11 protein-coding genes and 1 tRNA gene are annotated in these 15440 nt (G+C 55.0%); 7 read left to right on the top strand and 5 right to left on the bottom strand.

Annotated features, from left to right (window positions below; translation table 11 throughout):
• Positions 1-239: 239 nt before the first annotated feature.
• The 4 genes from HF679_RS18935 (at position 240) to HF679_RS18920 (ending at position 6652) form a co-directional block, all read left to right on the top strand.
• Complete coding sequence (locus HF679_RS18935) at positions 240-1631, top strand: nucleobase:cation symporter-2 family protein (protein ID WP_123757084.1); 1392 nt, start codon at positions 240-242, stop codon at positions 1629-1631.
• 157 nt (positions 1632-1788) lie between these two features.
• Positions 1789-3498 (top strand): AsmA family protein, encoded by a 1710-nt coding sequence (locus HF679_RS18930; RefSeq protein WP_123757083.1) that lies wholly within the window; start codon positions 1789-1791, stop codon positions 3496-3498.
• Between the two features lie 201 nt (positions 3499-3699).
• The gene (locus HF679_RS18925) at positions 3700-5259 is read left to right on the top strand and encodes a PTS transporter subunit EIIC (RefSeq protein ID WP_123757082.1); all 1560 of its coding nucleotides are present in this window, start codon (positions 3700-3702) and stop codon (positions 5257-5259) included.
• A gap of 13 nt (positions 5260-5272) precedes the next feature.
• Complete coding sequence (locus HF679_RS18920) at positions 5273-6652, top strand: glycoside hydrolase (RefSeq protein WP_187042290.1); 1380 nt, start codon at positions 5273-5275, stop codon at positions 6650-6652.
• A 72-nt stretch (positions 6653-6724) separates the two neighbouring features.
• On the opposite strand, the gene HF679_RS18915 is transcribed toward HF679_RS18920, so the two are convergent.
• The 3 genes from HF679_RS18915 to HF679_RS18905 form a co-directional block, all read right to left on the bottom strand.
• Positions 6725-7456 carry a MurR/RpiR family transcriptional regulator gene (locus HF679_RS18915; RefSeq protein ID WP_187042289.1) on the bottom strand — a complete coding sequence of 244 codons (732 nt, stop codon included), beginning with the start codon at positions 7454-7456 and terminating at the stop codon, positions 6725-6727.
• 158 nt (positions 7457-7614) lie between these two features.
• On the bottom strand, positions 7615-9933 hold the full coding sequence (gene yicI / locus HF679_RS18910) for an alpha-xylosidase (RefSeq protein ID WP_187042288.1): 2319 nt from the start codon (positions 9931-9933) through the stop codon (positions 7615-7617).
• Positions 9934-10093: 160 nt separating this feature from the next.
• The gene (locus HF679_RS18905; protein ID WP_123757078.1) at positions 10094-11488 is read right to left on the bottom strand and encodes a glycoside-pentoside-hexuronide family transporter; all 1395 of its coding nucleotides are present in this window, start codon (positions 11486-11488) and stop codon (positions 10094-10096) included.
• Between the two features lie 292 nt (positions 11489-11780).
• Between HF679_RS18905 and HF679_RS18900 the strand changes: the two genes are divergently transcribed.
• Positions 11781-11875, top strand: a tRNA-Sec gene (locus tag HF679_RS18900).
• A gap of 216 nt (positions 11876-12091) precedes the next feature.
• On the opposite strand, the gene HF679_RS24915 is transcribed toward HF679_RS18900, so the two are convergent.
• Positions 12092-12469, bottom strand: a complete 378-nt coding sequence (locus tag HF679_RS24915; RefSeq protein WP_261802955.1) for an ATP-binding protein — start codon at positions 12467-12469, stop codon at positions 12092-12094.
• A 25-nt stretch (positions 12470-12494) separates the two neighbouring features.
• Positions 12495-13535, bottom strand: a complete 1041-nt coding sequence (locus tag HF679_RS18895) for an RNA-binding domain-containing protein (protein WP_261802954.1) — start codon at positions 13533-13535, stop codon at positions 12495-12497.
• A gap of 520 nt (positions 13536-14055) precedes the next feature.
• On the opposite strand from HF679_RS18895, the gene HF679_RS18890 reads away from it, so the two are divergent.
• Positions 14056-15063 carry a zinc-binding alcohol dehydrogenase family protein gene (locus HF679_RS18890; RefSeq protein ID WP_154144348.1) on the top strand — a complete coding sequence of 336 codons (1008 nt, stop codon included), beginning with the start codon at positions 14056-14058 and terminating at the stop codon, positions 15061-15063.
• Between the two features lies 1 nt (position 15064).
• Entirely contained in the window at positions 15065-15364 is a 300-nt protein-coding gene (locus tag HF679_RS18885) for a putative quinol monooxygenase (RefSeq protein ID WP_123757076.1), read from the top strand.
• The last annotated feature ends 76 nt before the right edge of the window (positions 15365-15440 follow it).

Here is a 15440-nt window from a genome sequence, read left to right as displayed (position 1 = left end):
TCCCGGTGTCGATAGATTCTCGTCTTGAGAAATCGGAGCCAGATTTTAAGCAGAAGCACGTAGCAAATAACAGGAAAAGATAGTTTGTTTTGATATTGATGCGATCAAGCATACAAAATGTTAATAAAATTTCCGGGCTGGTTTTTTGTATAAAAATTTCCCGCCAAAGAGTGGCAAACGTTTGCTTTTGTACTACAGTCCGATAAAATTCCCGCTTTGATACTTTGGGAATGCTTGTGATGTCCGTTAATACCGCCGAGTCAGAAGTTGCGCAACCGGTTGCGTCAAAAACAACCAGCGAATTAATCTACCGTCTCGAAGACCGCCCGCCTTTACCACAAACCCTGTTTGCCGCCTTTCAGCACCTGCTGGCAATGTTTGTCGCGGTCATCACACCGGCGTTACTCATCTGCCAGGCGCTGGGCCTTCCGGCTCAGGATACCCAGCACATCATCAGCATGTCGCTGTTCGCTTCCGGCGTGGCATCTATCATCCAGATTAAAGCCTGGGGCCCGGTCGGCTCCGGACTGCTCTCTATCCAGGGCACCAGTTTTAACTTCGTCGCCCCGCTGATTATGGGCGGCACCGCGCTAAAAACCGGCGGCGCCGACGTGCCAACGATGATGGCGGCGCTGTTCGGCACCCTGATGCTGGCAAGCTGCACAGAAATGGTCATTTCCCGCGTGCTGCACCTGGCCCGTCGGGTGATCACCCCGCTGGTCTCCGGCGTGGTGGTGATGATTATCGGCCTGTCGCTGATTCAGGTCGGCCTGACCTCGATTGGCGGCGGCTACGCGGCCATGGCGGACCATACTTTTGGCGCGCCGAAAAACCTGCTGCTGGCGGGCATCGTGCTGGCGCTGATTATTATTCTTAACCGTCAACGCAACCCGTACCTACGCATTGCGTCGCTGGTGATCGCCATGGCGGCGGGCTATCTGGCGGCCTGGCTGCTCGATATGCTGCCGGCCAATGCCGCTCCGGCCAACGACAGCCTGATCATGGTTCCAACGCCGCTCTACTACGGCCTCGGCATTGACTGGAGCCTGCTGCTGCCGCTGATGCTGGTGTTTATGATTACCTCGCTGGAAACCATCGGCGATATCACCGCGACCTCCGACGTTTCCGAGCAGCCGGTATCCGGCCCTCTGTATATGAAACGCCTGAAAGGCGGCGTGCTGGCGAACGGCCTGAACTCCTTTGTTTCTGCCGTATTCAACACCTTTCCGAACTCCTGTTTTGGCCAGAACAACGGCGTGATCCAGCTGACTGGCGTAGCCAGCCGCTACGTCGGTTTTGTGGTGGCGCTGATGCTGATCGTGCTCGGCCTGTTCCCGGCAGTCAGCGGCTTTGTGCAGCACATTCCTGAGCCGGTACTGGGCGGCGCCACGCTGGTGATGTTCGGTACTATCGCCGCGTCCGGCGTGCGTATCGTCTCCCGCGAGCCGCTGAACCGTCGCGCGATCCTGATTATCGCCCTGTCGCTGGCCGTCGGTCTCGGCGTGTCCCAGCAGCCGCTGATTTTGCAGTTCGCCCCTGACTGGCTGAAGAACCTGCTCTCCTCCGGGATTGCTGCCGGTGGTATTACGGCGATTGTGCTGAACCTGGTCTTCCCGCCAGAGAAAAACTGATCCTGCCTTAACTTCCCCGGTCGCGTTCGGCGGCCGGGGCCACCTGCGAATGACCTCTGCGGTAACCTCACATCATCTGATTACACAATTCCTGTCTTGAGGATTGCGCATAATTCGGGCATAACAGCCTTATGTGCCTCGCTCAGGATGTAAGACCATGAAATTGCCTGGAAAGTTACTGCTCTGGCTGCTGACCGCCCTGCTGGTCGCGATCGTCGCCGCCTGGTTCCTGCTGCAAACCCATTGGGGCGCGCGTCAGGCCAGCGCCTGGCTGAGTGACGGCACCGGCTGGCAGGTCTCCTTCGACGAGATGGACCATGATTTCTCTTCGCCGCTGCATCTGCAGCTGCAAAATGTGACGTTCGGGCGCGACGGCAAGCCGCCGACGCTGGTCGCCAAAACGGTCGATATTGGCTTCAGTACCCGCCAGTTCAGCGACCCGCTGCACGCCGACGAGATCGTGCTGAGCGACGGGACACTAAACCTTTCCCCCTCTTCCGCCTCCTTACCGTTTGCCGCCGACCGCCTGCAGTTGCGCAATATGGCGTTTAACAGCCCGGAAACCGGCTGGGAGCTGAGCGCCCAGCGCGTCACCGGCGGCGTCAGCCCCTGGGCACCGGAAGCGGGTAACGTACTGGGCAAAAAGGCGCAGATTCAGATGAGCGCCGGTTCATTGACTCTCAACGGCGTTGATGCCAGCAACGTGCTGATTCAGGGCAGCCTCGATAACGGCGAGGTGACGCTCTCCACCCTCGGCGCCGATGTCGCGCGCGGGACGCTGACCGGCAACGCCAGACGCAACGCCGACGGCAGCTGGTTGGTGGATAACCTGCAGCTCAACGAAATTCGCCTGCAGAGCGATAAATCGCTGGCAGACTTCTTCACCCCGCTGACCAGCATTCCTTCGCTGCAAATTGGCCGCCTCGATATGACCGATGCGCGCCTGCAGGGGCCGGACTGGGCGGTGACGGACCTCGACCTTAACTTGCGGAACCTGACCCTGAGCCACGGCGACTGGCAGAGCGAAGAGGGAACCTTGTCGATGAATGCCAGCGAGTTCATTAACGGCTCGCTGCATCTGCTCGACCCGATCGCCAATGCCGAATTTTCACCGCAGGGGATTGCCCTGCGCCAGTTTACGTCGCGTTGGGAAGGGGGAATGGTGCGCACCTCCGGTAACTGGTTGCGCGCCGGTAACGCACTGGTGCTGGATGACGCCGCCTTTGCCGGGCTGGAGTACACCCTTCCTGAAAACTGGAAACAGCTGTGGATGGAGCCGCTGCCAGCATGGCTGCAAAGCCTGACGCTGAAGAAATTCAGCGCCAGCCGTAACCTGGTGATCGACATCGATCCTACCTTCCCGTGGCAGATCACCGCCCTGGACGGTTACGGTGGCGAATTGCAGCTGGTGAAAGATCGTCGCTGGGGGGTCTGGAACGGCAACGCCACGCTGAATGCCGCTGCCGCCACCTTTAACCGCGTGGATGTCCGTCGTCCTTCGTTAAAACTGAGCGCCAACGCCTCCACGGTCAATATCAGTGAGCTGAGCGCCTTTACCGAGCGCGGTATTCTGCAGGCCACCGCGGCGGTGTCGCAGCTTCCTCAGCGCCAGGTCACTCTGAGCCTGAACGGCCGCGGTGTGCCGCTGAATATTCTGCAGCAGTGGGGCTGGCCGGCCTTGCCGATTACCGGCGATGGTAACTTCCAGCTGACCGCCGGCGGCAGCGTGCTGGCAGAGGCGCCGCTGAAACCTACGGTGAGCGGCCAGCTCAGCGCGGTGAATATGGACAAACAGCCGGTTGCGCAGACCATGCACAACGGCGAGGTCACCACCGCCCAGGCCGCGCCAGCCCCTGTCGCCCCTTAAGCCCGTCTTCCTTCAGCCTTCTCCCCAGCGGGAGAAGGCCTCTCACCCGCCCCGTCACCGAAACCTGTTGCCATATTGCGGCTGTTTGTACCTATTTCCCGCAACCTGTTCCTTTCAAATAGCGGAATTGCTATAACAAAAAGACTGGAAGTAAAAAAAATAATTAAAGTCCCTGTACCTACAAAAATAAAAGGAACAACTATGTCTGTAATACGTCAACATGCTCTGGAGAATATGCAAAAATTCTCCAGAGCAATGATCGGTGCAGTATTGTTCTTGCCGGTTATCGGTTTAATTCTGGCACTCAGCTCTGTCTTAACCAACCCCACATTAATTTCTGAAACCAGTTTCTTACATCAGCTGGGGCAGTTACTCGGCGATACCTTCTGGCCATTATTCGGCAATCTCGGCTTACTGTTTTGCGTCGGTATTAGCTATGGCCTGGCAAAAGATAAAAAAACCGAAGTGGCGCTGGTTTCCGTGATGTGTTTTATCATGTTTCTGGGCGCCAACCATTCATGGCTGGAGCATACTCACGGTATTGCCGAAAAAATTAACGGTGAATATTACGGTACCGGCCAGACGCAGCTTCTGGGGTTTGTGGTAGTCGATATGGGGGTTTTCCTCGGCATTATTCTCGGCTGCACTATCGCCTGGGTTCATAATAAAGTCTCAACCATTGAACTGCCCGGCGCGCTGTCGATGTACGGCGGTGCCAAGCTGACGCTGGTAGCCATGACGCCGGTGATCATCTTCTATGCTATCGCCTTCACCTGGATCTGGCCGTTTATGACTCACGGCATTGCGGCACTCACCGGGTTTATGAAAAATGCCGGCGTCGCGGGCGTCTTCGTCTACGGCTTCTTTGAGAAATTCCTCATCCCGACCGGCCTGCACCATTTCGTGTGGTCCCCGTTCCAGTTAACGCAAATCGGCGGCACCCTGAACGTTGACGGCCAGGTGGTATCCGGCACCCAGGCCATTTTCCTCGCCTACATGCGCCACCCTGATCTGACCCCGGTGATGAACGACGCCCTGCGCTTCTCCCAGCAGGGGATGACCACGATCTTCGGCCTTGCCGGGGCCTCCCTGGCGTTCTACCACACCGCAAAACCCGAGAAGAAAATGCTGGCCAAAGCAATTCTGCTGCCCGCCATTATCACCTCAATGCTGACCGGTATTACCGAGCCCATCGAGTTCACCTTCCTGTTTGTTTCACCGCTGCTGTGGGTTATTCACGCCACGTTAACCGCTGCATCCCAGGCAATTTGCGACATCTTTACCGTTCGTCCGTGGGGCGCGTCGGGGTTGATCGAGTTCCTGATTTATAACCTGCCACTCCCCGTTTCATTAACACGCTGGCCTGGCTATGTGCTGATCGGTATCGGCCAGTTTGCCGTCTACTATGTTATTTTCCGCACCCTGGTGGTTAAGCTGAACCTGAAAACGCCGGGCCGCGAAGATGATGAAAACGTGAAGCTATATAGCAAAGCTGATTATCGCCAGAAGATGAATGATAAGTCGGCGGTGACAGATGAGATTATTAATGGCTTAGGTGGTAAAGATAATATTATTTCCGTGGACAATTGTTTTACCCGCCTGCGGGTTGCAATACGCAATATGGATCTGGTTGACGATGTCATATTAAAAAGCACCGGGGCTAACGGCGTCGTGCGCAACAGAAATGAAGTACAGGTTATTTATGGCGTCAAAGTGGGACAGGTTCGTTCCCGGGTTGATAGCTGGCTAGCAGAAAATTAATCAGGAGTTATTTATGAAATTAACCGTATTAGGCGGGGGCGGCGTTCGCTCTGCGTTCCTGGCAAAGTCACTGGCTTATAACGCGCACCGCATTGGTTTAACGGAAGTGGTATTTCTCGACAGCTCCGCTGATAACCTGACCATCTTTGGTGAGATCGCCCGCTATGTGTTTCAGGCTATCCGCCCGGATATTCATTTTAGTATTACCCGCGATCCGGTCGCGGCGCTGACCGAGACTAACTACGTCATTACCACCCTGCGGGTGGGCGGCGATGAGAGCCGTATTCGCGATGAGCGTATTGCGCTGGAGCATAATACGCTGGGCCAGGAGACCACCGGAGCCGGCGGTTTTGCCATGGCGATGCGTTCGATACCGGCGATTCTGGACTACTGCCGCCTGATCGAAGAGCACGCCGCCGACGATGCGATTCTGTTTAACTTCACCAATCCGTCAGGGCTGGTGACCGAAGCGATTATCAAGTCGGGCTTTAAGCGCCGCGTGTACGGTATCTGCGATGCGCCCTCGGAGCTGATCCGCGAGCTGCCGGAGATTCTGGGCTGCGACGAGCGTGACCTTGGCGTCGAGTGCTATGGCCTGAACCATTTCTCCTGGTTTACCCACTTCACGGTGCGCGGGGAAGACGTGACCGAACGGCTGATTACCAGCCCGGACCTGTACCGTAAAACGGCGATGCAGTATTTCTCGCCGGAGCTGGTTAAGCTGTGTGATAACCAGCTGCTGAACGAATACCTCTATTACTACTACTACCGCGAAGTGGCGTTAAAGGCGATTCAGGACGCGCCGGAAACCCGCGGCGAGCAGATCGCCCGCATCAACCGCGATATGCGCGATGAGCTGCACACCGTGGATGTCCATACCAACCCGGAAGCGGCGTTTAATATCTGGATGAAGCACTACCTGCGCCGGGAAAATAGCTATATGCAAAATGAGTCCCAGCAGGAGAAATTCCATACCCGCGAACCGCTCACCCTGCAGCAGTTTATCGAAGAGCCGGATACCGGCGGCTACGCGGGGGTGGCGCTGGATATACTGGAGGCGGTCAACAGCACCACCACCAAGCGTATTGTCGTATCGATATCCAACAACAACACCCTCGATTTTTTACGCCCTGATGACGTCATTGAGATTAGCTGCGATCTGAGCAGAGAGGGTCTGAAGCCGGTCACCCCGGCACAGGTGCCAACGGCGCAGAAGAACATGATCGCCAGCGTCAAAGAGTATGAACGTCTGGCGGTGGCGGCAATTCTGCAGCGGAATAAATCGCTGGCGATCCGGGCGCTGATGGCCCATCCGCTGGTCGGTTCCTGGTCGCTGGCGCAGAAGCTGGCTAACGCCTACCTCGACGATAAGCTGTTTGCCGACTGGCAATAACGCCCCCTCCCGGTGGCGCTGCGCTGACCGGGCTACCGGCTCAGCGCGAGCCTTGTAGCCCGGACAGGCGCGTTAAGCGCCGCCTCCGGGTATGCCCATCTGCATAAACCACATCTTCAGAAAGCGCTCAAAACCTAATATGCAGTAGCCGAAAAACGGGTTGCTCCAGTAAATATCATCATCAAACTTCTGCGGGTCGTGAATAATGAACGCGGTATCCGCCGCCTGGGCCAGCGGGCTTTGATAATCGCCGGTAAAGCAGACCAGGTTAATCTCCTTGCCCTCCAGCGCCTTCACCCAATTTAGCGCCGAACTGCTGCGTCCTGATTTAGAAATTATCCAGATCGAGTCAAATTTGGCGGCGTTCTTTTGCTCGAGAATTTCATAATCCGGCCACAGCGCGAGGCTGGCATTTACGCCGGTCACCAGAAACTTATTATAAATATATTGGGCAATCAGCTGCGAAAAGCCGCTGCCGTGGATCAGGATACGATGCTGCTGAAGGCTTTCCAGCAGCGGAGTGACCCGCTCAGCCGGGAGAATACTCATATAGTCGATATCATTGGTGACATCGAGCTTAGGCATCGTGATATTGAATTTGATGAAATAGACCAGCTCCAGCCAGCCGCTGAACTTGAGCTTCTTTGCCAGGCGCACCAGCGACGAAGGATTGCTGTAGCAGCGCTCGGCAACGGCGCGGATCCCCTCCCGCACGCACCGTTCAGGATCGTTCTGAATAAAGCGCAGGACGGTCATTTCGGTTTTGTTCAGCTTCACGTCACGAAAGATATTTTCTAAATCCATTCCTGGCTCCTCTCAGCGGCAGCGTACGCTATCACCGAACAGCGGCACTGTCTGTGGGATCAATCACCGGAATGAAACAAACGTTACTTTCTTAGAAAAAATGGAATAAAAAAACCCTCTCCGGCAACGAAGAGGGTCTCAGGCGGTTACGAATTAACTCACAACATAATGGTCAACGCGTTGCCCTGCGCGGTCACCACCACGCCCAGCTCACTGCCCGTCTGCGTACCGCCCTGCACTCCGGCAACGTGCACAATGTTACGCAGGCACAGCGTCCAGTCGCTGGCCGTACCGTCACTGCTGACAGCAATCGTATTACCCTGACGTTTCGCCCGTAGGGTGAAGACCACCGTGCCGTCCGCCGCCGGGAGCTGGCAAACCGCCTCATGGCCGTCCGCCAGATGGAACAGCTGGAAGGCGGTGCCTTCGTTCCAGGCGTAATCCGGTTTCTGGTCGTTATCGCCCAGCGCCAGCAGGGTATTCTCGCGCACGTACACCGGCAGGCTCAGCACATCATGAGTCTGTTTAAGCCAGCGCCTGCCCTGCGCTTCATCGTTGTGCCACAGGTGCGTCCAGCGGCCTTCCGGCAGGTAGAACTGCACCTCGCCCGCTTCGCTAAACACCGGTGCCACCAGCACCGAATCCCCCAGCATGTACTGACGATCCAGATAGTCGCAGGCTGGGTCGTCCGGGAACTCAAGCATCATCGAACGCAGCATCGGCGTCCCGCACTCGCTGGCCAGTGCCGCCTGGCGATAGAGATACGGCATCATGCGGCATTTCAGCTGCGTGAAGTGGCGCACCACATCGCAGGATTCATCATCATAAGCCCATGGCACCCGATAGGATTTGCTGCCATGCAGCCGGCTGTGGCTGGAGAGCAGACCGAACGCGCACCAGCGCTTGTAGACATGGGCCGGCGCGGTGTTTTCGAAGCCCCCGATATCGTGGCTCCAGAAGCCAAAGCCGGACATGCCGATCGACAATCCTCCGCGCAGGCTCTCTGCCATCGATTCGTAGTTGGCGTAGCAGTCGCCGCCCCAGTGCACCGGGAACTGTTGCGCGCCCACCGAGGCGGAGCGAGCGAACAGTACCGCCTCTTGCTCGCCAAGGTTGTCTTTCAGCACGTTCCACACCAGTTCGTTGTAGATAAAGGCGTAGTGGTTATGCATTTTCTGCGGATCGGAACCGTCGAACCACTGCACGTCGGTCGGGATACGCTCGCCAAAGTCGGTTTTGAAGCAGTCAACGCCGATATCTATCAGGCCTTTCAGCTTATCGGCATACCACTGGCAGGCTTCCGGGTTAGTGAAATCATAGATCGCCAGACCCGGCTGCCACTTATCCCACTGCCAGAGCGAGCCGTCCGGGCGCTTGAGCAGATAGCCCTTCTCTTTCAGCTCTTTAAACACCGGCGAGCGCTGGCCAATGTAGGGGTTAATCCACACGCAGACCTTCAGCCCTTTCTCTTTCAGCCGTTTGATCATCCCTTCCGGGTCCGGGAAAGTCAGCGGATCCCATTCGAAATCGCACCACTGGAAGGCTTTCATCCAGAAGCAGTCGAAGTGGAACACGTGCAGCGGCAGGTTACGCTCCGCCATTCCGTCGATAAAGCTGTTCACCGTCGCTTCGTCATAGTTGGTGGTGAACGAGGTGGTCAGCCACAGGCCAAAGGACCAGGCCGGCGGCAGCGCCGGGCGCCCGGTAAAGCGGGTGTAGCGGTCAAGCACCGCTTTCGGCGTCGGGCCATCGATAACGAAATACTCGAGATACTCGCCTTCCACGCTGAACTGCACCTTAGAGACTTTCTCCGACCCGACCTCAAAGGAGACGCGCTGCGGATGGTTGACCAGCACGCCGTAGCCACGGTTGGTCAGATAAAACGGGATATTTTTGTAGGACTGCTCGGTACTGGTTCCGCCATCTTCGTTCCAGGTTTCTACGGTTTGTCCGTTGCGGACCAGGGCGGTAAAACGCTCTCCGAGTCCGTAAACGGTTTCACCAACGCCAAGATCGAGGCGTTCAAACAGGTAATTACGGTTGGTGTTCGTATCCTGCACGTAGCCGTTGTTTTTCAGCTGGCTGCCGGTAATGCGTACGCCGTTGCGCAAGAAATCCAGCGCCCAGAACTCCCCTTTGGTCACCCGCACGCTCAGGTTACCGCTTTTCAACTCGGCGAACGCTTCAGTGTTTTGTATCTCAACGTCGACATCGGGAAGGATATTCAGCGGATAGTGCGGGCCGTTATCCAGCGCCCCCTGGAAATGCTCCATCCGCACGCCGATGATGCCCTCCTGCGGAGAGAAAAAGCGCAGGGTAAACAGCGGAGTATCCAGCTGCCAGGTGCGCTCGCGGACGTCACGCGGAGCGGCATAGACCACCATCTCATTGCCCTGCTGTTCCACCTCGTAGACCTGTACGGGTTGGATCAGATTGAGTCCCGGTTGAATAAGCCAGTTTCCATCACTGATTTTCATTAAAACGTCCTCTTAGGGCCTATCTCAGTAGGCGTACATTGTTGCAGCCAGTTTGGCCACGGACAGCGCGGAACCACCGGAACGTACACGCAGTACGTGAGGATGGTGAGCACTGCCCTGGGCCAAAATGGCAAATAAAATAGCCTAATGGGCCAGGCTCTTAGTTTTGCAATTCTTTGCCGATCGGGGCTGAAGCGAAATCTTGTTCGTTACGACGTGCGCCCTGGGCCAGTTCGGCCATGATTTTTACCAGGAACGGCGTTTTCAGCGTGTAGTAACGTTTGGCGATAACCGCGCTCAGCGCATAGCAGACTGCCGGTACGAGGGTAAAGAGCGCGATAATAATGGTGATGGTCGCGCCATTTTGGGTTTTGGCCGCCGCATCATAGCCACCACCGGCCAGCATCCAGCCAATCATCGCGCCGCCCAATGCCAGACCAAGCTTGAGTACAAACAGGGTGCCCGCGAAGCTGATGCCCGTCAGCCGTTTGCCGTTGCACCATTCGCCGTAGTCAACGGTGTCGGACATCATCACCCACTGAATAGGCGTGACCAGCTGGTGCAGAACGCCAATCGCGAAGATAAAGACGAACATGGTGATTTCCGCATCGATCGGCACGAAGAACATCGCCACGCTCAGCACCGCCAGAATCGCGTTGGTCCACCAGAACACGCTGACTTTGCATTTCCAGTCCGTGAGCGGTTTTGCCAGCGCCGAGCCAATCAGGTTGCCGACGCAGTAGGTGGTCAGGAAGACGGTAAACAACGCCGCTGAGCCCATGATCCAGGTGGTGTAGTACATCATGGCGCCACCGCGGACGCAGACCGCGAGGATATTCAGGATGGTCAGCACGCCGACCACACGCCACTGGTCGTTGCGCCAGATGTCGCGCAGGTCTTCACGCATGGAGGTGGTGCTCGGCGGTGCCTGCACGCGCTCTTTGGTGGTGAAGAAACAGAAGGTCAGCATCAGGAAGGCGATGACGGAGAGCACCGCAATGCCGCCCTGGAAGCCAAACGCTTTGTCGTCGCCGCCGATAAAGTTGACCAGCGGCATCATCAGCACGGTGGAGAGCATGCCGCCCGCCGTCGCCAGCACAAAGCGCCAGGACTGCAGTGAGATACGCTGGGTCGGGTTATCGGTGATGACGCCGCCCAGCGCGCAGTAGGGAATATTCACCACGGTATAGAGCAGGGTCAGCAGGGTATAGGTGACGGCGGCATAAATCAGTTTGCCGTTGTGGCTGAGGTCCGGTGAGCTGTAGGCCAGTACGCAGACCAGGCCAAACGGGATCGCGCCGAAGAGGATCCACGGGCGGAATTTCCCCCAGCGGCTGCGGGTACGGTCGGCGAGCAGCCCCATGCAGGGGTCAGAAATCGCGTCCAACGCACGCGCCAGCAGGAACATGGTGCCAACAAAACCAGCGGGAATACCAAAAATATCGGTGTAGAAAAACATCATGTACAACATGACGTTATCAAAAATGATATGGCTGGCGGCGTCACCCATGCCGTAGCCAATCTTCTCTTTGACGGACAATATATGTTCTTTCATGTGCGCACTCTTCCCCAAACGGTATCACGGGTTGGTACCGGTTACAGAATTTGTAAACGATCCGCTGAGTAAGATGAATTGCGATATCTCGTTATCAAATTATGTTTCTTGTTTTCTGTGATCGCGGTAGGACGAATGCAGACGAAAAAGTGTAACCCTCGGATTTCGAAAGGGTTTATGTAAGACTGTTCTGTAATGTCCAGTTTTAACAGTAAAAAAGTGCGTTTAGGTATGTGGTAAATGGCGGAAAGTAGCTATAATGCGCCCCGCCTCCATGTAGCAATCGAGGCGCGGAAGATCGTCATCTCCGGTGAGGTGGCTGGACTTCAAATCCAGTTGGGGCCGCCAGCGGTCCCGGGCAGGTTCAACTCCTGTGATCTTCCGCCAAAATCCTTCCATAGCAGTCCATACCCGTCCATTGATAACGACAAAAACAATAAAAAATCGACTGTTAGAGAAGGGTGGAAAAATCCTCGGATCAAGCAACCATCAAGCAAATTGCAAAACAGAAAAAATTCTATCCATTTGTTTTTCAAGATTAAAATTTAAATTCCTGTTGCCATCTGAACTCAGAATCAAGCAACCATCAAGCAAACCTTCTCACTAAGCCCAGAATGGGATGTAGCGCATTGCCTTGGTTCCTACCGATGAATCGTATTGTTTAATACGACCCTCTTTCATTGCTTCCTTGATGATACGGCTAATCATTGCGCTGTTTTTTTCATCAACCCCAAATCTTTCCCGCAGCGTGGTGTTGTTCATCGGAACCTTTTCAAGGTATTTCAAAACACAATGAAGGTAAGTCGCTCTGACTTTTTCCTCGTTATCCATATCCTTAAAATCGCGATGAGCAAACAAAGTGACTTTCGTATGCTCCTGATAGACTTCAAACTGTGGGGCTGGCAGCTGATAAATCTCAGTTTCAATAACAACTTTATCGATACCGCTTCCCCGCTCTTCACAGATCCCCATCCTGCGCATGAGAGAGGCGATTCTTTCATTACGGCTACGTGGGGGGAGAATCAAGAAGGCGATCAATCGCCACTAATGGTATACCCGGATTTGAGATTTCCATGCGGTCGGCAAACAACTCAAGCATTGGCCCCGTCCCGCTAATATTGAAATCCTGGTGAATAAGAGAGTTGGCAACAACTTCTCTTATAGACAGCTCAGGATACATTCTTACTTCGCTGCGAAAAGCCTTTCCAATCACTTCATTTGATGGAAGAAGGTTATTAATATAATCAATCAAACCTTCAAAACCGACAGCATAACCTTTGTGGCCTTGTAATTCCTTTACTGTTTTAAAACGATTATTTGCATCGTACTGGATTAAACGAATGGCCTTGCGGGATAATTTTTCAAAGACATCTAACTCTCTCGCAAAAAGTATTGCCCCAAGATTTGTTATATCCCAGGATCCTGCATCATTTCTCTCAACCACAGAATTCCTTGCGAGGTAATCCATTATAGCATCTTTGTTTTCAGGTAACGGCTGAGATAAAAGCGAGAAGAATGATGGGTAGTCGATTAACTGCAATACCTCATCAATAGAACACCTGTCCCGTGCTATGCAGTATTCCCAGGGTTTCCTGTCAAAGACACGCCAGAGAGCACGTTCTTTTTCTGGATGTTTACCCAGTGGTTTTTTATAAGAGCCAATACGAATAAATTCTGTTCCAGAAAAACGCACAGGGGTATGGCAATTTGCATTTATCTCCAGAATAACAACAGCATCGTTCTCGAATGACGAGAACTCATGGAATGTAAAATCAATCTTTGGTTCCAGGCCCTGCAATAACCAGCTTTCCAGCTCTTGCTGTTTATGTTTAGCCAGAGAGGGTTTAAAATCAGTACCGATTACAGAATGAGTCTCATCATCAACACCCCATACCATATAGGCTGTTGGCTTTCCAAGCAAAGCAGCCGAATTTGCCAGAGCGGAGATATATTCACCGAGTTCTTCTGGTTTTATTGCATTGCGCTTAAACTCTGCCCACTCAGTCTCTTTCGGCAATGAAACCAGCTCTTTCAGTAAAGAACGCAAACCGACTTCCTTTTTAGAAACAGATATTTAAACACCAAACAATAGTTATACCAGGCTACAAGAATATGGCTTTAGGCTGCCCATGGCAATGTTCCATATCACATCGCCTGATTCTGAGAGCAGTCGGTGAAAAGTAATCTCGATGAACGCCCTGGATACCACTGTAGGTATAGCCTGACATTCAAGGATGCTGTTGATATTGCAGCTAAAGGTGACATGTATAGGAAGATGTATATAAATTCAAAACCATTAAAATATCCTAAATCCTGCGCCTGATCGGCCAGCGACTGCCTCGCTTCCAGCAGCTTCACCATATACGGGAGACATTCAGTATATTTGCCGCCTCCTGCGTGGTCAGGTCAGCATACACGGGAACAACCGGTGGCGAGTTCACCCTCACCCCCTGATTTTCACTTTTTGCATATAACAGTTATCGCCGCCGGGGCGTTTTTCCCCTTCTCCTACCGGTCTATCCTCGACGCATGCCATTGATAAACCCAATTCCTTCTGCGGAGAAAATATGAAAGCGATCGCCATTACCCGTGCCGCCACAGACGGCAGCAACCTCTCTTTTTTACGTGATATTGAGCTACCGGAGCCGGTTGCCGCAGGGCATGACCTGCTGATCGAAATCAAGGCCATTTCCGTCAACCCGGTGGATACCAAAGTCCGCGCCGGGTTTACGGGCGACACCCCGCGCGTGCTGGGTTGGGATGCGGTCGGGGTCGTCAAATCGGTCGGCGAAGCGGTCACGCTGTTCACGCCGGGGGATGAAGTCTGGTACGCCGGGGCGCTGGGCCGCGCGGGAAGCAACAGCGAATTTCAGCTCGTCGATGAACGTCTGGTCGCGCTGAAGCCGCGCTCGCTGGATAACGCCTCTGCCGCCGCCCTGCCGCTGACCGCCATTACCGCATGGGAACTGCTGTTTGACCGGCTCGGCGTGCAGGAAGGCGGCAACAGCGGAGACACGCTGCTGATTGTTGGCGCGGCGGGCGGCGTCGGTTCGATTCTCACCCAGCTGGCCAGCAAACTGACCGGAATGACGGTGATCGGCACCGCCTCGCGGCCGGAAAGCCAGAAATGGGTACGTGATGCGGGCGCACACCATGTTATCGATCACAGCAAGCCGCTCAGCGAAGAGCTGGCGCGGATTGGGATCCCCGCGGTTACCCACGTCGCCAGCCTCAACAATACCGAACAGCATTACGCCCAGCTGATCGCCGCCCTCGCGCCGCAGGGTAAACTGGCGCTGATTGACGATCCGGAAACCCTCGATGCCCGGCCGCTGAAGGCCAAAAGCATCTCGCTGCATTGGGAATTTATGTTCACCCGCTCAATGTTCACCACGCCGGACATGATCGCCCAACACCAGCTGCTGACCCGGGTTGCCAGCCTGATTGACGACCAGACCATCAAAACCACCCTGGGCGAGCATTACGGGCCGATTAACGCCAGCAACCTGCAAAAAGCCCATGCGCAGCTGGAAACCGGCCGCGCTGTCGGCAAAATCGTGCTGGAAGGATTTTAAGATGAGCCACGACGCGATCTCGATCCTGGCAGTATTGAAAGCCAAACCGGGCCAGGTTGAAGCGCTCGGCAAGGCGCTGCAGGCACTCCTGCAGCCAACCCGCCAGGAGCCGGGCAACCTCGATTACGCCCTGTTCCAGCTGCGCGACACCCCGGACACGTTCTATATGCGCGAGTCCTGGCGCGACGCCTCCGCGCTGGAAACCCATATCTCGCTGCCGCATTTTCAGGCCTTTATCGCGCAGATGAACAGCCTGCTGGCCGAACCGTTGCGCCTGGACTACCTGACGCCGATCGAATAAGCCTTGCGCCATAACGGATCCCCTGCCACGCGGGGGATTTGCCGTTGGCTCACCTTTTTCTTTTTAACACTCTGAG

The sequence above is a fragment of the Enterobacter sp. JUb54 genome (genome assembly GCF_014298075.1).
Lineage (GTDB): Bacteria > Pseudomonadota > Gammaproteobacteria > Enterobacterales > Enterobacteriaceae > Klebsiella > Klebsiella lignicola.
This window is presented reverse-complemented; position numbering and strand designations above follow the sequence as displayed.